This is a genomic window from Dyella psychrodurans (assembly GCF_003363265.1).
Classification (GTDB): domain Bacteria; phylum Pseudomonadota; class Gammaproteobacteria; order Xanthomonadales; family Rhodanobacteraceae; genus Dyella_B; species Dyella_B psychrodurans.
On record NZ_QRBF01000006.1, the window covers coordinates 275774 to 294562 of the forward strand.

General features: G+C 62.2%; 15 protein-coding genes. 9 read left to right on the top strand and 6 right to left on the bottom strand.

Annotated elements, in window-relative coordinates; all coding sequences use genetic code 11:
- The first annotated feature begins 17 nt into the window (after window positions 1-17).
- The 5 genes from DWU99_RS16530 to DWU99_RS16550 all read left to right on the top strand — a co-directional run bounded on the left by DWU99_RS16530 (window position 18) and on the right by DWU99_RS16550 (window position 7756).
- A complete protein-coding gene (locus tag DWU99_RS16530) occupies window positions 18-3032 on the top strand; it encodes a TonB-dependent receptor (RefSeq protein WP_115479167.1) in 3015 nt (1004 codons plus the stop codon).
- Between the two features lie 194 nt (window positions 3033-3226).
- The gene (locus DWU99_RS16535; RefSeq protein ID WP_233511187.1) at window positions 3227-4741 is read left to right on the top strand and encodes a glucoamylase family protein; all 1515 of its coding nucleotides are present in this window, start codon (window positions 3227-3229) and stop codon (window positions 4739-4741) included.
- A gap of 2 nt (window positions 4742-4743) precedes the next feature.
- Window positions 4744-6063 (top strand): sugar ABC transporter substrate-binding protein, encoded by a 1320-nt coding sequence (locus DWU99_RS16540; RefSeq protein ID WP_115479168.1) that lies wholly within the window; start codon window positions 4744-4746, stop codon window positions 6061-6063.
- The gene (locus DWU99_RS16545) at window positions 6060-6938 is read left to right on the top strand and encodes a carbohydrate ABC transporter permease (protein WP_115479169.1); all 879 of its coding nucleotides are present in this window, start codon (window positions 6060-6062) and stop codon (window positions 6936-6938) included. Before DWU99_RS16540 ends, DWU99_RS16545 begins: the two co-directional genes overlap by 4 nt.
- Window positions 6935-7756 (top strand): carbohydrate ABC transporter permease, encoded by an 822-nt coding sequence (locus DWU99_RS16550; RefSeq protein ID WP_115479170.1) that lies wholly within the window; start codon window positions 6935-6937, stop codon window positions 7754-7756. The genes DWU99_RS16545 and DWU99_RS16550 overlap by 4 nt, the downstream gene beginning before the upstream one ends.
- A 46-nt stretch (window positions 7757-7802) precedes the next feature.
- Here DWU99_RS16550 and DWU99_RS16555 read toward each other — a convergent pair whose 3' ends face one another.
- Window positions 7803-8894 carry an ABC transporter ATP-binding protein gene (locus DWU99_RS16555; RefSeq protein ID WP_115479171.1) on the bottom strand — a complete coding sequence of 364 codons (1092 nt, stop codon included), beginning with the start codon at window positions 8892-8894 and terminating at the stop codon, window positions 7803-7805.
- Window positions 8895-9040: 146 nt separating this feature from the next.
- Here DWU99_RS16555 and DWU99_RS16560 point away from each other — a divergent pair, with 146 nt between their 5' ends.
- Window positions 9041-10393 carry a GH1 family beta-glucosidase gene (locus DWU99_RS16560; protein WP_199535829.1) on the top strand — a complete coding sequence of 451 codons (1353 nt, stop codon included), beginning with the start codon at window positions 9041-9043 and terminating at the stop codon, window positions 10391-10393.
- A gap of 54 nt (window positions 10394-10447) precedes the next feature.
- Here the strand turns inward: DWU99_RS16560 and DWU99_RS16565 are convergent, their stop codons facing one another.
- The 5 genes from DWU99_RS16565 to DWU99_RS16585 form a co-directional block, all read right to left on the bottom strand.
- Window positions 10448-12010, bottom strand: coding sequence for a GH39 family glycosyl hydrolase (locus tag DWU99_RS16565; RefSeq protein WP_115479172.1), 1563 nt, complete (start codon window positions 12008-12010; stop codon window positions 10448-10450).
- 249 nt (window positions 12011-12259) lie between these two features.
- The gene (locus DWU99_RS16570) at window positions 12260-13333 is read right to left on the bottom strand and encodes an NAD(P)H-dependent flavin oxidoreductase (RefSeq protein ID WP_115479173.1); all 1074 of its coding nucleotides are present in this window, start codon (window positions 13331-13333) and stop codon (window positions 12260-12262) included.
- A gap of 142 nt (window positions 13334-13475) precedes the next feature.
- Window positions 13476-14594 carry a hypothetical protein gene (locus DWU99_RS16575; RefSeq protein WP_233511188.1) on the bottom strand — a complete coding sequence of 373 codons (1119 nt, stop codon included), beginning with the start codon at window positions 14592-14594 and terminating at the stop codon, window positions 13476-13478.
- 177 nt (window positions 14595-14771) lie between these two features.
- Window positions 14772-15755 (bottom strand): hypothetical protein, encoded by a 984-nt coding sequence (locus DWU99_RS16580; protein WP_115479174.1) that lies wholly within the window; start codon window positions 15753-15755, stop codon window positions 14772-14774.
- A 398-nt stretch (window positions 15756-16153) separates the two neighbouring features.
- The gene (locus DWU99_RS16585; protein ID WP_115479175.1) at window positions 16154-17284 is read right to left on the bottom strand and encodes an aldose epimerase family protein; all 1131 of its coding nucleotides are present in this window, start codon (window positions 17282-17284) and stop codon (window positions 16154-16156) included.
- Window positions 17285-17583: 299 nt separating this feature from the next.
- On the opposite strand from DWU99_RS16585, the gene DWU99_RS16590 reads away from it, so the two are divergent.
- The 3 genes from DWU99_RS16590 (at window position 17584) to DWU99_RS16600 (ending at window position 18779) form a co-directional block, all read left to right on the top strand.
- The gene (locus tag DWU99_RS16590) at window positions 17584-17841 is read left to right on the top strand and encodes a hypothetical protein (RefSeq protein WP_147292954.1); all 258 of its coding nucleotides are present in this window, start codon (window positions 17584-17586) and stop codon (window positions 17839-17841) included.
- A 375-nt stretch (window positions 17842-18216) separates the two neighbouring features.
- Window positions 18217-18510: a lipid-A-disaccharide synthase N-terminal domain-containing protein gene (locus tag DWU99_RS16595; RefSeq protein ID WP_115479177.1), complete on the top strand. Its 294-nt coding sequence runs from the start codon at window positions 18217-18219 to the stop codon at window positions 18508-18510.
- On the top strand, window positions 18507-18779 hold the full coding sequence (locus DWU99_RS16600; protein ID WP_115479178.1) for a lipid-A-disaccharide synthase N-terminal domain-containing protein: 273 nt from the start codon (window positions 18507-18509) through the stop codon (window positions 18777-18779). Before DWU99_RS16595 ends, DWU99_RS16600 begins: the two co-directional genes overlap by 4 nt.
- Window positions 18780-18789 lie beyond the last annotated feature (10 nt).

Consider the following 18789-nt stretch of genomic DNA (forward strand, 5'->3'; position numbering starts at 1 on the left):
TGTTGGGAGGGGAGACAATGAGAGCAAAGTCGAATTACAAGAAGCTGGTGCTTGCGCGTTTTATTGCCGCATCGATTACCGCGACCGCGGCCTTACCGATGGTTTCCTTCGCACAGAGCTCTGATGCAAACCTACGCGGCTCCGCCGCACCCAACACGACCGTTACGGCCAAAAACATCGCGACCGGCTTGACGCGCGTGACCACCTCCGGCAAGGACGGCAGCTACGCGCTGGTGAGCTTGCCGCCGGGCACCTATCAGGTCGATGCAGGCCCCGGCACCGAACACACCGTCACGCTCACCGTGGCGTCCACCGCCACGCTCAACCTTGCTGCGGCGGCGCCTGCGGTCAACGCCAAGAACCTCGGCAGTGTGAACGTTAGCGCCACCACGTTGCCTGAGATGACCACCTCGGAGGTGGGCACCACCATTTCGCAACGCGAGATCGCAACGGTTCCGCAGATCACGCGCAACTTCCTCGAATTTGCCGATACCGTGCCGGGCATGGTGTTCACCGTGCAGCAGAACGGCAATACCAGCCTGCAATCCGGCGGCCAGGCGCCATCCGGCATCAACGTTTACATCGACGGCATCGGCCAGAAGAACTACGTGGAGAACGGCGGCATTACCGGTCAGAACTCAAGCCAGGGCAACCCGTTCCCGCAGCTTGCGATCGGCGAATACAAGGTCGTCACGTCCAACTACAAGGCCGAATTCGACCAGATCTCCAGCGCCGCGGTGATCGCGGAAACCAAGTCCGGCACCAACGAATTCCACGGCGAAGTGTTCGGCGACTGGACCGATACGCGCCTGCGTTCCATGACGCCCGCGGAAACCGCCACCGACAAGAAGACACCCTCGCACGACAAGGAATACGGCTTCGCTTTCGGCGGCCCGATCATCCAGGACAAGGCGCATTTCTTCATCGCGTACGAAGGCAAGGAATACGACACGCCGATCACGGTCGTGCCCGGCAACGGCTCGCCGCAAATCATTTCGCAACTGCCGGCCAGCGCTCTGGCGCAGCTTGGGCCATCGGGCTTGCCGTTCAAGGAAAACCTGTACTTCGTCAAGTTCGACTACGAGCCGACCAACCGCGACCGCATCGAAGTGAGCGGCAAGGATCGCGATGAAACCGCCATCACCGGCACCGGCACGGGCGTGGCTGCATCGTCGGCGCTCAATCAGGTCAACTACGATCGCCGCTTCGACATCCGCTGGGATCACAGCTCCGACAGCTGGTTCAACCGCCTGCAGGCCACCTACGAGAACGCGTTCTTCCATCCGACGGCCATCAACTACGGCAACGGCAACGTCTACACGGTCTACAACAACCAGAACCAGAGCATTTTGACCGACGGCGCGGCGAGCCCGCTCGGCACGCAAGACAAAGGCCAGAAAGGCCCCGCCCTGCAGGACGACCTCACGTTCAACGACTTCGAATGGCACGGCGACCACGTCATCAAGATGGGCGCCAAGATCAAGCTCATACAACTCACCGCACAGGATGCTGGCGAGTTCAATCCGCAGTTCTCCTATGACGTGACGCCTACCGGAACCCTGAATGTTCCCTACCAGGTGCTGTTCCCGATCACGCTGCCGGGCACCAGTCCGGTGGTCCGAACCAACGACAAGCAATTTGGTACTTACATCCAGGACGACTGGACGGTGGACGAGCATCTCACCTTGAACCTGGGTGTTCGCTGGGATTACGAAGAAACGCCTTCGTACCTCAACTTCGTGACGCCGCAATCGGTCGTCAATGCGCTCAACGCGCTGAACCCCTATCCCGGCGCGACCCCGGGGCAGACCTATGCGCAGTCGCTCGCGCTGGGCGGCGTGAACGTGAACGACTACATCAGCACGGGTCACAATCGTCACGCGCAAACCAATGAGTTCCAGCCGCGCTTCGGTTTCTCCTATGACATCAACGGCGACCAGGAGCATGTGATCCATGGCGGTGCCGGCCGTTCCTACGACCGCACCATCTACGAGATCCTGCAGCTCGAACAGACGAAGCTGGCGCTGTCCGAAGCGACCATCACGTTTCCGAACCAGTACCACTCGTGCACGGCGAGCCCCACCTGCATTCCGTGGAATCCCGCTTATCTCAACGGCATCGGCGTACTGCAGGGCCTGCTGACCGGCACCACCGCGGGCCGCGAAGTGGATCTGATGAATAACAACCTCAAGACGCCGTATTCCGATCAGATCAGCATCGGCATGCGCAACCAGATCGGCGATTGGATCACCGATGTGACCTTGGCGCAGGTCAACCGTTTCAACGGCGTGGTGTTCACGCTCGGCAATCGTTGGCCCAACGGCGCGTTCTGGCAAAACGGCGGTCAGCCCTGGAGCCAGAGCATTCCCGGCTTCGGCAATCTGATCATTGCCAACAATGGCCTTACGCAGAAGACGCAGCAGGTGCTGGTGTCGTTGCAAAAGCCCTACACGCCCGAATCCAAATGGGGCATCAACATTGCGTACACGTATACGAAGGCGAAGCAGAATAACGACAACCAGGATGTGACCGACCAATACGCGTTCGACGAGGCCACGATCCAGGATTACCCGTACGTCAATTCCGCCGTGGCCAAGCATCGCCTGGTGGTTTCCGGTTCGAACGATGCGCCATGGGGCCTGCTGTTCGGTTACAAGCTCACGCTGGCCACGCCTATCCCAGGCATCAACCTGGCGTGCTATGGCGCACCGGCTCCGGGCAACGGCAGCCTGGGAAGCGGTTGCCTCCCGTACTCGTTTACGCCGCCGGGTTCGCGTTTCCTGAGCGGACCGATCTTTGGTTATCGCTCGATCGATTTCCAGGTCACCAAGAACTTCAAGATCTACGGCAACTTCGACGGTTACGTGCGTTTCGATCTGCTGAACGCGTTCAACTGGAACAATTACAGCGACTACATCTACAACTACGGTTCCAGCGGCACGTTCAACAAGATCCCGGTGACGTACGACCCCACCGGCAACATTTACGGCACGCCGCGCGAGGTCAAGCTGACCCTTGGCATAAAGTTCTGATGTCGTCCAGGGTTGTATGAAACGGCACGTCTAGTTGGAAGACGAACAAAGCCTGCGTTACGCGGGCTTTGTTTTTCGATGTCACAAGATGGAACTTCCCCTCCCCTCAGGGCTTTCCGAACATGGATCTGGACAAGGAGCACGATTGCCATGAGGCTGCTCGGACCAGACAGTGCGTACCGCATGCTTTGCGCATGCGGTACGTTCCTGCACCGGATCGTTCGCTACACGACTACCTATTCACGATGTTCAACCGACGTTTCCAACACATCGCTTCAAAAGCACTCGTTGCCGCGCTGCTGGTGATGAGCACGGGCTCACGGCCCGCTCACGCGCAAGCGCCTGCGACCACCTACGACACGCTGACGAAGCCGCAGCAGGCGATGATCGACGATCTGGAGAAGCGCACCTTCCAGTGGTTCTGGGACAGCGCCAATCCCGCCAACGGCCTGATACCGGATCACTATCCGGGGCCGTCGTTCTCCAGCATCGCCTCGGTGGGTTTTGGATTGACGGCCTACGGCATCGGCGTGGAGCGCGGCTATATCACGCGCCCGCAGGCGGTGGATCGCACCTTGGCGACGTTGCGCTTCTTCGCGAATGCGCAACAGAACGACAGCGAGGATAACGCCACCGGCTACCACGGCTTCTTCTATCACTTCCTCGATATGCGGACAGGCAAGCGCAAGGCGCGCTGGACGGAGCTGTCCAGCGTCGACACGACGCTGCTGCTCGGCGGCGTGTTGTTCGCGCAGTCCTATTACGATCAGGACACGCCGAAGGAAAAAGAGATTCGCGCGCTGGCCGACACCGTCTATCGACGCGTCGACTGGACCTGGATGCAACCGCGCGCGCCCCAGATCAGCATGGGCTGGACACCGGGCGGCCGATTCATCGATGCCGACTGGAAGGGCTATGACGAGGGGATGCTGGTTTACATCCTCGCGCTGGGCTCGCCAACGCATGCCATCGGCGACGACGGCTGGTCGGCGTGGACCAGCACGTATCCCAAGACCTGGGGCACATTCCAGGATCAGACCTTCCTCAACTTCGCGCCGCTGTTCGGGCACCAGTACAGCGAATCCTGGGTCGACTTCCGTGGCATTCGCGACGCGTGGAGTCGGCAACACGGTTTCGATTATGTCGAAAATGGCCGTCGCGCTACGTACGCGCAACGCGCATACGCCATCGCCAATCCCGGCCGATGGATGGGTTACGGCGAGAACATCTGGGGCCTCACGGCGTGCAACGGCCCGGGAGACGTCGTCGGCAAGGCCACCGACGGTAGCACGCGCCAGTTCTTCGGCTACAACGCGCGCGGCGCCGGGCTGGATTACATCGCCGACGACGGCACCATCGCGCCCACGGCGGCGGGCGGCTCCATCGCCTTTGCGCCGGAGATCGTGGTGCCGGCGCTGCAGGCGATGAAAGATCGCTACGGTCAGTACGTCTACGATCGCTACGGCTTTGTCGATGCGTTCGACCCGAGCTTCGATGCGAACAGTACGTTGAACACAGGCAGGCGGGTGCCCGGCGTGGGCTGGTTCGATACCGTGCAATTGGGCATCGACCAGGGTCCCATCGTATTGATGATCGAGAACTGGCGCAGCGGATTCGTCTGGCGCGTGATGCGCAAGAATCCGTATATCCGCAAAGGACTCGAACGCGCGGGCTTCACGGGCGGATGGCTGGATAAAGCGGCGAAATAGTCATGCATGCGACCCGGGGACGAACAGGCTCTGCCACGGCGTTGTTCCGCCGATTGGCGAGCTGCGTCGCCCTCGCGGGGCTGCTGGCGGGTTGCGCGCAACGCGCCGACGACGCACACACGCTGACGTTCTGGACCATCGGTCGCGAGGGTGAAGCCGTTACGCAGCTGCTACCGGAGTTTCAGCGCGAAAACCCGGATATCCATATCGATCTGCAGCAGATGCCGCTGGGGGCGGCACACCAGAAGCTCCTTACCGCTTTCGCCGGCGATTCCTTGCCGGACATGACGCAGCTTGGCAACACCTGGATACCCGAGTTTGTCGCCTTGCATGCGCTGGAACCCTTGCAGTCGCGCGTCGCCCATTCGACCGTGGTGAATCCGGACGACTACTTCCCCAGCATCTGGGCCACCAATGTCTACGACGGCGCGCTTTACGGCGTGCCGTGGTACGTGGATACGCGCCTGCTTTTTTATCGCAGCGACCTGCTCAAGGCCGCGGGCTTCGATGCGCCACCGCGCGACTGGTCGCAATGGCGGCACATGCTTGCGGTGCTGAGCCATCCGCAGCAAGGGATTTACGGCATCCTGCTGCCCACCAACGAGTACGAGCAACTGATGTCGCTGGCCTTGCAGCAGCCCGATCCGCTTCTGCGCGACGGCGGCCGCTACGGCAATTTCGAGAGTGCCGGTTTCAAGCGTGCGCTGGCGTTCTACGTGGATACGTTCAAGCTGCGTGAAGCGCCGGCGATCACCAATGTCGAAGCCGGCAATCCGTGGTCGGAATTCGGTCGCGGCGTGTACGACTTCTATTTTTCCGGCCCCTGGAACATCGGCGAATTCCGCAAGCGGCTGCCCGCCGACGAGCAAGGCAATTGGGATACGGCGCCGCTGCCGGGACCGGATGGCCCCGGCGCTTCGGTAGCAGGCGGCTCCAGTCTGGTGATCTTCCGCGGATCGAACCACAAGCAGGCGGCGTGGAAGCTCATCGAATACCTCTCGCGTCCCGACGTGCAACAGCGTTTCTACGAGCTGCTCGGCGACATGCCGCCACGCCGCAGTTCGTGGGATGGCGGCCATCTCCATGACGATCCGAAAGCGGTCGCGTTCCGGGAACAGCTGGAACGCGTGAAACCCACGCCGCCCGTGCCGGAATGGGAACAGATCGCCAACGAGATGCAGCTCGTGGCGGCGCAAGCCGTGGCCGGCGACCTGACCATCGACCAGGCCGCTGCCGAGATCAACCGTCGTGCCGATCGCATTCTGGAAAAGCGCCGCTGGGTGCTGGCGCATGGGCCGACGTTGCCAGGAGCGCAACGATGAATCGCACGCGCGCCGCGTGGCTGTTCCTAGCGCCTGCCCTGCTTATCCTTGGCGTCTTTTTCCTGCTGCCGGTGCTCGCCGCCTTCGGGTTGAGCCTTACCGACTACGATCTCTACGCGCTGGCCGATATCCATAACCTGCGCTTCATCGCGCTGCAGAATTACTGGACGCTTTTGCAGCGGCGCGAATTCTGGTCCGCGCTCGGGCACACGCTCTACTTCGTGATCGTGGGCGTGCCGTTGTCGATGGCCGCATCGCTAGGCGCGGCCCTGCTGTTGAACTCGCCGCTGGCACGTTGCAAAGCCTTTTTCCGCACGGCGTTGTTCGCGCCGGTCGTCACCACCGTGGTGGCTGTCGCGGTGGTATGGCGCTATCTGTTCAATACCAAATACGGCCTGGTGAATGACACGCTCGGCCTGATGGGCATTCATCCAGTCGACTGGCTGGGCAATCCGCATTGGGCCATGCCCGCGATCATCCTGTTCGCGGTGTGGAAGAACTTCGGCTACAACATGATCATCTTCCTGGCCGGCTTGCAGGCTGTTCCCGGCGATCTGTACGAAGCCGCGCGCATCGATGGCGCGTCGGCATGGCAGCAGTTTCGCCACATCACGTTGCCTATGCTGGGGCCGACGTTGTGGATGGTGGCCATCATCACCGTATCCGGCTATTTCCAGCTGTTCGCCGAGCCGTATGTGATGACCGAAGGCGGCCCGCTGCAGAGCACGACCAGCGTGCTGTACCTGATGTACAACGAAGGCTTCAAGTGGTGGAACATCGGCTCCGCCTCGGCGATTGCGTTCCTGCTGTTCGCGATCCTGTTTGCCGTGACGATGCTGATGCTTCGCATGGGGCGGCGCGGAGGCAGCGTATGAGCCCGCGCCTCGCCAAAGCCTTGATCAACGGCTTCCTGATCGGCGGCGCGGTGATAGCACTGTTTCCGCTGCTCTGGATGGTGTCGGCGTCCTTCATGCAGCCCGGCGAAGCCAGCGCCCTGCCGCCGCCGCTATGGTCGGCGCATGCCACGATGCGCAACTATCAGGAGTTGTTCCTGCGCGCGGGCATGGGGCGCTATCTGCTCAACAGCCTGCTGGTCTCCACGGCGATCACCGTGCTGTCGCTGGTATTCAATCTCATGGCGGGCTACGCCTTCGCCAAATTGCGTTTCGCCGGTCGCGATCGCCTGTTCAAGGTTTTGCTGGGCATGCTGATCATTCCGGCGCAGGTGGCGATGCTACCGTTGTTTCTGATGTTGAAGTACATGGGCCTGGTGAACAGCTACGGCGGCGTGATCGTGCCGGCGATGGCGACGGCGTTCGGCACTTTCCTCGTGCGCCAGTACGCGCGCGGCATTCCCGACGAATTGATGGAAGCCGCGCGCATCGACGGTGCGAGCGAGCTGCGCATCTTCGTGCGGATCGTGATGCCGCTGCTCAAGCCGATCATGGTGACGCTGGCGATCTTCACCTTCCTCACCGCATGGAACGACTTCATGTGGCCGTTGATCGTGCTGACCGGGCAGGAGCATTACACGCTACCGCTCGGCCTTGCTTCGCTTTCGCGGGAACACGCGCAGGACAGCGAGCTGATGATGGCCGGCTCGGTGATCACGGTGCTGCCGGTGCTGGTGCTGTTCCTGGCACTGCAGCGGTATTACCTCGAAGGATTGCTGCTGGGCAGCGTGAAGGGATAGGAGCGCCGACATGATGCTTTCATCGACATCGACCACGCAGCGGGCATCAGACGATGCGCGTGCCGCTGGCCGTGTCGAAGAAATGCAGACGATCGCCGGCAAAGCCCAGGGGCAGCGCGCTGCCCCGTTGCGGTACCTCACCGGGTGCCACGCGCGAGACCAGCGCCTGAGCGCCGTGACACAGGTTCAAAAAGACTTCGTTGCCGACAGGCTCGATCACCTCAACCGTGGCCGTAAGCACCGCCTGGTTTGCATCGACGGGTCGCAAATCTTCAGGACGCACGCCGAGCACGATCTCGCGGCCGGTCCACGGTTCCAGCGCTGCGCTCTGCGCCGGCAGGCCGCCCAAGGCCAGCGCGCCGCGCGCCGTATCCAGTCGCCATTGACCATCGCGCTGCAGCCGGCCACGCAGCAGATTCATGGCGGGCGAACCGAGAAAGCCTGCCACGAACAGATTGGCGGGTTTGTCGTAGAGATTCATCGGCGTGTCGATCTGCTGGATCCTGCCGCCGTCCAGCACCACGATGCGCTCTCCCAACGTCATCGCCTCGACCTGGTCGTGGGTCACGTAGATCATGGTCGTGCCCAGTTGCCGGTGCAGCCGCGCAATCTCCACGCGCATCGAAAGACGCAGCCGCGCATCGAGATTGGAGAGCGGTTCGTCGAGCAGGAAGACCTTGGGCTCGCGCACCAGCGCGCGTCCCAGCGCCACCCGCTGACGTTGCCCGCCGGACAGTGCCGCCGGCGTCGCATCGAGGCGGTTTTCCAGTTCGAGCAGCCGCGCGGCATCGCGCACCCGGCGCTCGATCTCGTCCCGCTGCTTGCCGCGAAGGCGCAGGCCGAAGCTGAGGTTCTCCGCGACCGTCATGTGCGGATACAGCGCGTAGTTCTGAAACACCATCGCGATGTCGCGATCCTTGGGCGCGACGTCGTTGACCACGCGGTCGTCGATGCGCAAGGTTCCACCGGAGATCGACTCCAGGCCGGCGATCATCCTGAGCAGCGTCGTCTTGCCGCAGCCCGACGGACCGACCAGCACCAGCAACTCGCCGCCGGCGATGTCGAAGCTGGCATCGTCAACGCCGACGTGGCCATTGGGATACACCTTGCGCACGCGATCCAGGCTGACGGTTGCCATCGAGATGCATCACTCCGTGTTCTAACGAATCATGCCGCATACGTGAAGAACCGTGCCGATACGCTGCATGGAAGGACAACATTGAGCTATTCTGCCGACGTAATCGATTACATCAAGCCGCAATGCGGCATACAAGGTTTCGCATCATGACCGGCAGTTATCGTTTCCCCGCGGATTTCGTCTGGGGCGCCGCCACCTCGGCGTATCAGATCGAAGGATCGCCCCTGGCCGACGGCGCAGGTCCCAGCATCTGGCAGCGCTTCGCGCACACGCCCGGCATGATGGCCAACGGCGATACCGGCGATGTCGCGTGCGATCACTATCGCCGCTTCCGGGACGATGTGCAGCTGATGCGCGCGCTCGGCCTGAAGAGTTACCGCTTCAGCGTGGCGTGGGCGCGTGTGTTGCCGGACGGTACCGGCCGCATCAACCAGAAGGGCCTGGATTTCTATTCCAAGCTGGTCGACGAGCTGCTGGAAAACGGCATCGAACCGAACGTCACGCTGTTCCACTGGGATTTGCCGGCGGCGCTCGACGATCGCGGCGGTTGGTTGAACCGCGATATCGCGCACTGGTTTGCGGAATACGCGGGCGTGCTGTTCAAGGCACTCGATGGCAGGGTGAAGCGCTGGTCGACGCTCAACGAGCCGTGGGTGGTGACGGACGGCGGCTATCTGCACGGTGCGCTCGCGCCCGGTCATCGCAATAAATACGAAGCGCCCATCGCCGCGCACAATCTGATGCGTGCGAGTGGTGCGGGCATTCAGGCCTATCGCGCGCTCGGCAAGCACGAGATCGGCGTGGTGTTCAATATCGAGCCGAAATACCCAGCGTCGAACAGCGCCGAGGATCTGGCTGCCACGCGTCGTGCGCATGCGTATATGAACGAGCAGTTTGCCGACCCGGCCTTGCTGGGTCGTTACCCGCCGGAGCTGAAAGAGATCTTCGGCGATGCGTGGCCGGAATTTCCGGATGAGGATTTTCAGCTGACGAAGCAGCCCGTCGACTTCGTGGGCATCAACTACTACACGCGTGCCGTGGTTCGCCACGACGCGAATGCCTACCCGCTCAAGTCCGTGCCCTTGCGGCAACCGAATACCACGCAGACCGAAACCGGATGGGAGGTCTACGAGCAGGGACTGATCGATACGCTCGCGTGGTTCAAGGATCGCTACGGCGATATGCCGCTCTATGTCACCGAAAACGGAGCGGCTTTTTACGACGCGCCGGTGGCCGAAGGGGATGTGGTGCACGATCCTTTGCGTACTGACTATCTACGCAAGCATCTGAAGGCACTGCACAAGTCGATCGAGTCCGGCGTGAACCTCAAGGGTTATTACGCGTGGTCGTTGCTCGATAACCTGGAATGGTCGCTGGGCTTTTCCAAGCGGTTTGGGTTGTATCACGTGGACTTCGCGACGCAGAAGCGCACGCCGAAGGCGTCGGCGAAGTTTTATGCGCGGGTGATTGAGAGCAATGGTGCCGCGCTGACCGACTGACGGCACCGTTGCTCCTCCCCTGCTTGCAGGGGAGGAGATAAACGCGCGGCAAGCTCAGTGCAACTCGACCACCACCAGGCCTTGCGGCGGAATGTCGATCATCAGATGACCGTCGTGCAACACGACCGATTCCGGCTTGGCCATCTTTCCCGCCGCACGCAATTCGACAATCTGCTCGCGACTCGGAAAATCCGGCCGCCCCATGCGATCGAATGCGGCGACCGCGTTGCCATGCTGCTCATCCAGGCGCCATACGGTGGCCTGCACACCCGCGTGCAGATGCGCGACATCCACGGCGAAGTGCTTCATCGCACCTCGCGGTTCGCCCTTGGTGTAGTTCGCGGTATCGCCGACCGGCGGCGCGTAGTTCCACAAGGCCAGCACCACCGTGCCGTCTGCACGCCGCGTCGCCAACGCAGTGTCGGAAGAGAGCGGCAGTCGCGTGTCGCCCAATCGATGCAGCATCGCGAACGCATTGAACGCGGGCTTCTCGATGCGATCCGCGGCGATGAGTCCGAAACCGCCGTAGAAAGGCGTCTTCACCACGCCCTGCTCTTCGAACACGTCGGAGAACGACCAGTAACTCATGACGTCGACCTTGCCGGCGCATTCGCGGATGGTGTTGGCCATCCACGGCCCCATGTAGACCGCGTCGGTGACGTTGGGCAGGTTGGCGTAGGACGCGTTGTATTCGCTGAAGATGAGGGGGAGCTTCGGATACGGCGAAGCGGCGATTTCGTCGTGCACCTTGCTCACCGCGCGGCATACCATGTCCGCACGCGCGATGTTCTCGTCGGTCTTGAACACGTTCGGCGCGGTGTCGTCGCCGTAGACATGCGTGCTCACGAAATCGACCGGCACCTTGGCATCGTGCGCGTGCTTGAGGAACACCGGCACCCACGCAGCCTGCGCAGTGCTGGGACCGCCTACGCGCAGGCGCGGACTGACGGCTTTCAGCGCGCGCACCGTGTGGTCATACAGGGTGAAATACGTGGGCTGCACCGGCGAACCGCCCCAGAAGGCGAGGTTGGGCTCGTTCCACACTTCGAAGTACCAGGTGGACACTTCGCCGATGCCGTAGCGCGCGATCAGGTGTTGCGCGAACGCGCCGATCATCGCGTCCCATTCGGCGTAATCCTTCGGCGGCATCACGTTCGGGTGATACCAGAAGTCGTGCACCTTCGATGGTTCCGAACTCAGTTCCGGCGGCATGAAGCTGAGTTCCACATAAGGCTTCACGCCGCGCTCGAGCAGCCCGTCGTAGATCTGGTCGACGTAGCTGAAGTTGTAAGCGATCTTGCCGTTCGCATCGCGGTACACGACGCCCACATCGCGGTCGAAAATGCCGTGGAAGCGCACGTACTGGAAACCGGTGGCGGCGTGCACCGCCTCGAGGTCCTTGCGGTAGTCGTCGCGTAGCGCAAGCACCGCGCGTCCGGAACCGAACATCTGTTCCCAGAAATGGGAAAGCGGGGTGCCATGCGCGGTCGCATCGACATTCAGCGAAACCGTGTCGGGCGACGAAGACGCGGCCTGGGCCGTGCCCACCAGGATGGCAAATAGCGCAGCGGCGCAGACGCGGGGTGCGATGCGACGGAGCAAGGACTGATCGGACATGGCAACTCCCTGTGGCGACATGACGGGTGGGCCGATCCAGCGGCGACGCGCCAATGTAAACGTTTACGTAAGTGTCGGGAAGTCTCTTACAGAAGGGCTTGCGGGTTCAATAGGCAGGGCTGCGCGAGGCGATTGTCGCCATGCCGCATGCGTCGGCGAGCGACGAAAAACGCGCACGCAAAAAGGCGGGAGCGAAAGTCCCGGCTTCCAGTGCTTCAACATGCTGCCGGCGGAGCAGTGGCTACGCGCTCAATGCGAAGCGTGCTCAAGCTCGTCTTGAAGCACCTGCATCAACGCCCGTGATGACATCGCGCGCGCCAGCGGCGCACCCTGCCCCGCCCATTGCGCGCCGTAACCTGCCTCACCGGCTGCCTTGGCCGCGGCGTTCAGAGATTTCCCGGCGTCATAGGCGATGGGGTAGTCGGGAATGAGGTCAGCGGAAATCGACGCGCCCAGGCGTGTGAATGCGTTGGCGAGGCTGCGTGCGGGTCGTCCGGAAATCGCGCGCGTCATCGTCGTGTGGTGCGCGGCGTCGCTGAAAAGATGTTCGCGATAACCCTTGTCCGCCAGCGACTCATCGGTGGCGACGAACGCTGTGCCCAGCTGTGCCGCGCTCGCGCCAAGCTTGAGCGCGGCGGCAATGCCGGCACCATCCATGATGCCGCCCGCGGCGATGACGGGAAGATCGACGGCACGCGTGAGGACACGCGTCAAGGCGAACGTGCCCAGTCGATTGTCTTCCGCATCGGGATCGAACACGCCGCGATGGCCGCCCGCTTCGTAACCCTGCGCGATGACGCCGTCGATGCCGGCGCGCTGGATGGCCTTGGCTTCCTCGACGTTGGTGGCTGTCGCCAGCAGGACCACCCCGGCGCGGTGAAGCGCCTCGACCTGTCCTGGATGCGGCAGACCGAAATGAAAACTCACGACCTTCGGCTTCTCGTCGACGAACATGGCAAGCATGTCCGCGTCCTCGAGGAAGGAGGTGTAGATCTCGCGCAGGGCATCGGGCGCCTTGGCGCCGTATCGCTCGAAATCCGGACGCAGGTGTTGAAGCCACGCTGCTTCCTTCGACGCATCCGCATGCGCAGGCCGGTGCACAAACACGTTCACGTTGAGCGAGCCCGAACTCAAGACGCGAAACTGGCGGATGGCCTCGCGTGCTTTGTCCGCATTCATCGCACCCACGCCGAGCGAACCCAGGCCACCGCTTTCACTTACCGCAGCGGCCATCGCCGGCGACGACACGCCCGCCATCGGTGCCTGGACGATCGGCACGCGAATGGCGAGCAGATCGAGCAATCGAGAGGCTTGGGTTGCCATGCGTAAGGTCTCCTGCGCGATGAAACCGCTGTCACTTTACGCGCGCACGATGTCCTGGCGAAGACGTATCGTGCGGCATTCAGTCTTCCGATGCGCGCAAGAATGCCCCGCTGTTCTCGCACATGCGACGAAAGGCCCTGGTTCAGCCGCCCTGCGTCGTGGGCCATGGCGCAAACCGCCAGCAGCTCTGGTAGAAATCCCCGAGCGTGCCTCGGACGGGATTGAGCACGAACGCAAAGCCGTAACGAAAGGCGGCGTTCCTCTCGCTGACCCAGGCACCGAGCGTATAGCCGTACAACAACTTCCCCAGTTGCGTTGACGGATAGAGGCGGCTGATGACGACGGCCTGATCGGCAACGCTGACGCCGTCTCGTTCCTGCGAGGCGGATTCCTGTTGATTGACTTCCATATACGAACGGAATCCGTGCGCCACGATCTGCCGCGCATGCTCCGTGCCGACGACGTCGTAAGCCGTGACATTCACCACGCCCGGATTGCACTGCAGCACGATGCGATGCTCGCCGTTGCGGAAAAGCTGGCTGATAACCAGCGAGGGAGCACCGGGCGAAGATTGGAACGTCGCCGTAAGCGGCTGGTTGCCGTTGTTGGCGACTCCCGTCGACAGCATCTGGTCGGCCGACAGCCACATCGCGTCGTCGCGCGATGTCGAGGTTGCCGGCGCGAGCGACTCCGGCTTGATCCCCATGTCATGCAGATACGACGTGATGTCGTCCGGCGTCTGCGTGGCGCTATCCGGTTTCGGATCGGCCGACTGCAGACCAATGCGATCGAAACCGGATGGCGTCCAACGGTAGAGTCCGCCGAGATAGGCATACGTGCACGCACCTGTGCAGATGGCCGTCTTGGCCTGCACCGGCGCATGCTGGTGTTGTCGCGGCGTACCCAGATGCGTCGACATCGCGCCCGAGCGGAACAGCCGGCCCAACGCCATGCCTGCGTGGACATCGCCGCCCGAGGCGTTGAGATAGATGTCCGATCCGTTGGGAATCTTCCGCGACTGCATCAATGCCGCCACGCGTTGCGGCGAGTCGGTGTCGATGACGCCGTAGAGGTAGACCTGGGGAACTCTGGTGATCGCCAGGGTCATCTTGTCGTCGTTGACCTGGATCGACAGCTGCTTGCTGTCCTGCTTCGGCGATGCATGGTTTTCGGTAGTTGTCCGCGCATGGGCCTCGCGCGCGAAACCCGCGCAGAACATCAGCAAGCACGCGCTGCCAAGCAAGTACGGGCGCCAGCCCATCCGGCCACGAAACCCTTCACTGACGCTACCGTTGTGCACTGCCAACCCTCAACGCGGAACACCCCAGTGTCCCTCGTTTCGGATGTCCTAGAGGTGAACAGGGCAGCCTCCTCAGAAGCCACCCTGTCTATTCAGAAGGTTAGCGGCGCGGACAAGACCTCACGCTCTCTGCTTTAATCAATTCGAGATCGCAAGCACGCATGCATCCGCGCCGTAACTGCGGCAGCACACAGCGAATATCGAGAGATTCCGCGATGACGTGATACGCCCGATCAGTCCTTCGAGATAGCCATCGAAAAACCGGCAGCCGGAATGACCGCCTTCCGCGCATAGCTGACTGTCGCGAATATGCAGCTGGCCGCCTCGGTACTCGACCTGGGCGAACGCGCTCAGTGCAGGCACGCCGATGCGCGTCATCGCTTCGTCCACATCGAGCCGCGATTCGTGTGCGTAGTCGCGCTCGAATACCCACTCGCCGATGCGCTGCCCGGCAAGCTGCAACGTCGACTCGCGCGCGGCATCCGCCACCGAGCGTTCGAGCGCCAGCAACAGCGGAAAGATCTGCGGATAGCCGTTCGTCAATTTCGGCAACACTTTTTCCACGGCATCGACATCCGGCCCCAGCTGAATCACTTCGACATACGGCTCGATCGCCACGGGGGCAGGCGCCGGGGCTGGTGGACGCGTGGGGATGAAGAAGAATTCCGGCTCGGGTTCGGCCTGAACTTCCTGCTTGGGTTGCGGCATCACAGGCGATTCGACAGTCGCCTTGGACTCGGGCGTTTCCACCGGCTTGTCGGTTGCGACAGCCGCTGCGGCAGCAGGTGCCGCAGCCGGTTCCGCCTTGACGACGGGCGCCGGCGGAGGCGCCACCGCTTCCCGCGCAAACGTACGCGATGCGGCGAAATGCGGCTTCGGCGGCCCTTCCTCGAAGGGCGCGGTGTTGAAACTGATGATGCGTTCATGGCCTTCCAGTGCCGCTTCGAGCGCGCGCTGTTTGCGTGCCGGCCCACACACGACCAGCGTGATCAGCACGCCATGCGGATCTTGCACAAGGCGTTGGCGCTGCACACTAAAACCGCTGGCGAGGACGGCTCGACCGACGTCGACCAACAGACCCTCTCGCGATTGCGAGAGCGCCTGAATTTCCAGCTCGATCATTAGGCCCCCCTGTTGTCGATGCTGGTGACATGAATGGTGGCTGATACGATGATCATTTCCGTCGAAAAGAAATGTGATGCATATCAAACCGTCTGCATCGCATGGCATTTTACGCAATGCGGGGCATGAATTGTGCTTCGCGGCGACGCCGGCAAGTATCCGCGCCGTCCTGGCTGATTTTGGAATCTACGCCGCCGGACGCGCACTTCGCGTCAACAGGCTCCAGGCCACGAACTCGACGGCCACGACAATCAGGCACGCGGCAACGCGTCGCTAGATCAGTTGCCGCCTTCTGCTCGATCACATGTGGCACAAAGCGTGAGGTGTCGCGCGTGGTCAGCGTGGCATCTTCGCGCGGTCTTGTTTCATCGACTGATCTCACGCTTCACCGTGCGCGACTACTCACGCGATGCCGGCGCACGGCCGCCGTCGATGCCGAAGCGATAGATGATCGTGTTGCGATAGGTTTCGCCCGGCGCCAGCCGCGCCGAACCGAAATCCGGATGATTCGGCGTATCCGGGAACCGCTGCGGCTCCAGCACGAACGCATCGCCCTGCCGATAGATGTGATGCGCCTTGCCGACCGTCGTGCCGTCGAGGAAATTGCCCGAGTAGAACTGCAACCCCGGCTGGGCGGACCACAGCGTCAGCACGCGCCCGGATCGGGGATCTTCGACACGCGCCACCACGCGTGGCTCGGCAACCGGCTTGCGGCTGATCACCCAGTTCATGTCGTAGCCGTGGCCGAACAGCAGCTGTTGCGAACTGCCGTCGCGGATATCCCTGCCGATGGGCTTGGCGACGCGAAAGTCGTAGGGCGTGCCAGCCACCGAAACGATGTCGCCGTTGGGTATCGACGCCGCATCCACCGGCGTGATGGCACCGCCCGGAATCATCAGTTGCTCGTCCATCACCGTACCCGAACCTTCGCCGCCCAGATTCCAACAGGTGTGATTGGAAAGATTGACGATGGTCGGCTTGTCGGTGGTGGCGGTGTAGGTGATGGTGAGCTGGTTGTCTTCGCTCAGCTTGTAGGTCGCCGTCATGGTGACCTTGCCCGGGTAACCCTGATCGCCATCGGGGCTGATGTATTGCAGCGTGACGCTCGCCGCCGAACCCATCGTCTTGACGTCGACCACCTTCCACACCTGCATGTCCAGCCCTTTCACGCCGCCATGCAGCGAATTGGGGCCATCGTCGAGCGTGAGCTGAAACGTTTTGCCATCCAGCGCGAACCGGCCGTGCGCGATGCGATTGGCATAGCGCCCCACCGTCGCGCCGACATACTGGCGACGATCCAGGTAACCCTGCAGCGTGTCGTAGCCGAGCACGATATCGGCGAGCTTGCCGTTGCGATCCGGCACCAGCAGCGACTGCAGCGACGCGCCGTAACTCATGACGCTCGCACGCACGCCATGACTGTTGGCAAGCGTCACGAGATCCACGGTTTGCCCGTCGGCGGTATGGCCGAAGGCCGTACGCGTTGCCTGGGCTTCGCCGGACACCGCCGGCAGCGCGAACGCGACCATGCATGCGGAACCAAACAAGACCGCGTGCTTCACAGAGCGCGCCCCGCGCACATGCCTTGACCGAACAGCATGCGCCGTCGCTTCTGCGCATATGGCGTGATTGCATGCGCGCAGCGATCGAAGGGTTTTACGCACTGCAAGGAGGCTGTCGGTTGGCCGAATACGGGGGGTCATTGTTTCCATGGAGCCATCTGTGCGATTCACGGCGATCATTCGGGAAGGCGCTTTATAAGCGGATGGCATGACAAATAGCACCATCGACACTAGCCAAGCCGGAGCTGTCTCGCCGGCGTGAGTGGATGCAGTCTCTTCGAAACATCATGCTTGCGTTTCCGCTGATGCGCCGTCGCGCCGCTGCCGACGGCGCTGCGCGATCGCCACCAGGAACCATCGGCAGCTGGATCGCCGGGCTCACCGGCATCGCGGACGGTGGCCTGATTCGTCCGATCAATCCGGCTCGGTCCCGCAGGGATGGACCCGCTGGACCCGCGCCAGCAAACCACCGTGGCGCCATAAAGATGTCGCTTTCCGGTGTTCTCCTGTCCGCCCTGCCCTGAAGCGAGAGTGCGACAGACCACCAGGCTAAAGCCAGGAAATGGCCACCAGGCTAGGCTTCGCAAGTCCCTACGACCTCCGGGATACGCGTCCCCCGGGCTCGGAATGGGACAAATCCGACGCCGTAAGCGCGGTATCTGGCTGTTTTGGCTTACCATATCGCGGTTTGTCGCACCGCTACGGCGCCGCCGGGTCGGTTTTACGGTTGGGCCGGAACAGGTTTGTCGATCGATGCCGCAGCGTTGCACGGCCAGATTGAAGCGAACCGTCGGTCTCGACGCAGGAAGCTGCGACCTACGCGATCCCTTTTCCATAGAACCGATGACGGCCCACGATGTTGGCGCGGCCGACGCAGACAACTTATCCGGGTGCCCTGCATGGCAATGTTAGAAAACGGCTGGTTAGCTTTGGGATTGATCGGCCAGGCCGTTTTTTCCGCACGCTTCCTGCTGCAGTGGGTCTACAGCGAGTACAAGCAGGAGAGCGTGATGCCGATCGCCTTCTGGTACATGAGCATCATCGGCGGCGCGATGCTGCTGAGCTACGCGCTGTACAAGCACGACCCCGTGTTCATCGCCGGACAATCGTGCGGCGTCTTCATCTATGCGCGCAATCTTCAGCTGCGGCTGCGCGAGCTTGCGGCCTCGGCCGCAGGGGAGTCGCAGCGATGACGATCGATCAGCAGATCGTGTGGGTGGCCACCGGTTTCGTGGGACAGGCGTTCTTCGCCGCACGATTCCTCGTGCAATGGCTGTACAGCGAAGCGCGCGGCAAAAGCCGCGTCCCCAACGTTTTTTGGTATCTGAGCGCGATCGGCGGAATCTTGCTGCTGAGCTACGCGATTCACCGCAAAGAGGTGGTCTTCATCATCGGTGAAACCACCACCCTGGTGATTTTCCTGCGCAATCTGCAGTTGCTCAAACCGCGCGCGAAACAGTGATCCACGGTCT

Coding starts and splice junctions, on each gene's coding strand:
- DWU99_RS16530 (WP_115479167.1), top strand. CDS start 18: ATGAGAGCAAAGTCGAATTACAAGAAGCTGGTGCTTGCGCGTTTTATT.
- DWU99_RS16535 (WP_233511187.1), top strand. CDS start 3,227: ATGCGGTACGTTCCTGCACCGGATCGTTCGCTACACGACTACCTATTC.
- DWU99_RS16540 (WP_115479168.1), top strand. CDS start 4,744: ATGCATGCGACCCGGGGACGAACAGGCTCTGCCACGGCGTTGTTCCGC.
- DWU99_RS16545 (WP_115479169.1), top strand. CDS start 6,060: ATGAATCGCACGCGCGCCGCGTGGCTGTTCCTAGCGCCTGCCCTGCTT.
- DWU99_RS16550 (WP_115479170.1), top strand. CDS start 6,935: ATGAGCCCGCGCCTCGCCAAAGCCTTGATCAACGGCTTCCTGATCGGC.
- DWU99_RS16555 (WP_115479171.1), bottom strand. CDS start 8,894: ATGGCAACCGTCAGCCTGGATCGCGTGCGCAAGGTGTATCCCAATGGC.
- DWU99_RS16560 (WP_199535829.1), top strand. CDS start 9,041: ATGACCGGCAGTTATCGTTTCCCCGCGGATTTCGTCTGGGGCGCCGCC.
- DWU99_RS16565 (WP_115479172.1), bottom strand. CDS start 12,010: ATGTCCGATCAGTCCTTGCTCCGTCGCATCGCACCCCGCGTCTGCGCC.
- DWU99_RS16570 (WP_115479173.1), bottom strand. CDS start 13,333: ATGGCAACCCAAGCCTCTCGATTGCTCGATCTGCTCGCCATTCGCGTG.
- DWU99_RS16575 (WP_233511188.1), bottom strand. CDS start 14,594: ATGGGCTGGCGCCCGTACTTGCTTGGCAGCGCGTGCTTGCTGATGTTC.
- DWU99_RS16580 (WP_115479174.1), bottom strand. CDS start 15,755: ATGATCGAGCTGGAAATTCAGGCGCTCTCGCAATCGCGAGAGGGTCTG.
- DWU99_RS16585 (WP_115479175.1), bottom strand. CDS start 17,284: ATGGTCGCGTTCGCGCTGCCGGCGGTGTCCGGCGAAGCCCAGGCAACG.
- DWU99_RS16590 (WP_147292954.1), top strand. CDS start 17,584: ATGCAGTCTCTTCGAAACATCATGCTTGCGTTTCCGCTGATGCGCCGT.
- DWU99_RS16595 (WP_115479177.1), top strand. CDS start 18,217: ATGGCAATGTTAGAAAACGGCTGGTTAGCTTTGGGATTGATCGGCCAG.
- DWU99_RS16600 (WP_115479178.1), top strand. CDS start 18,507: ATGACGATCGATCAGCAGATCGTGTGGGTGGCCACCGGTTTCGTGGGA.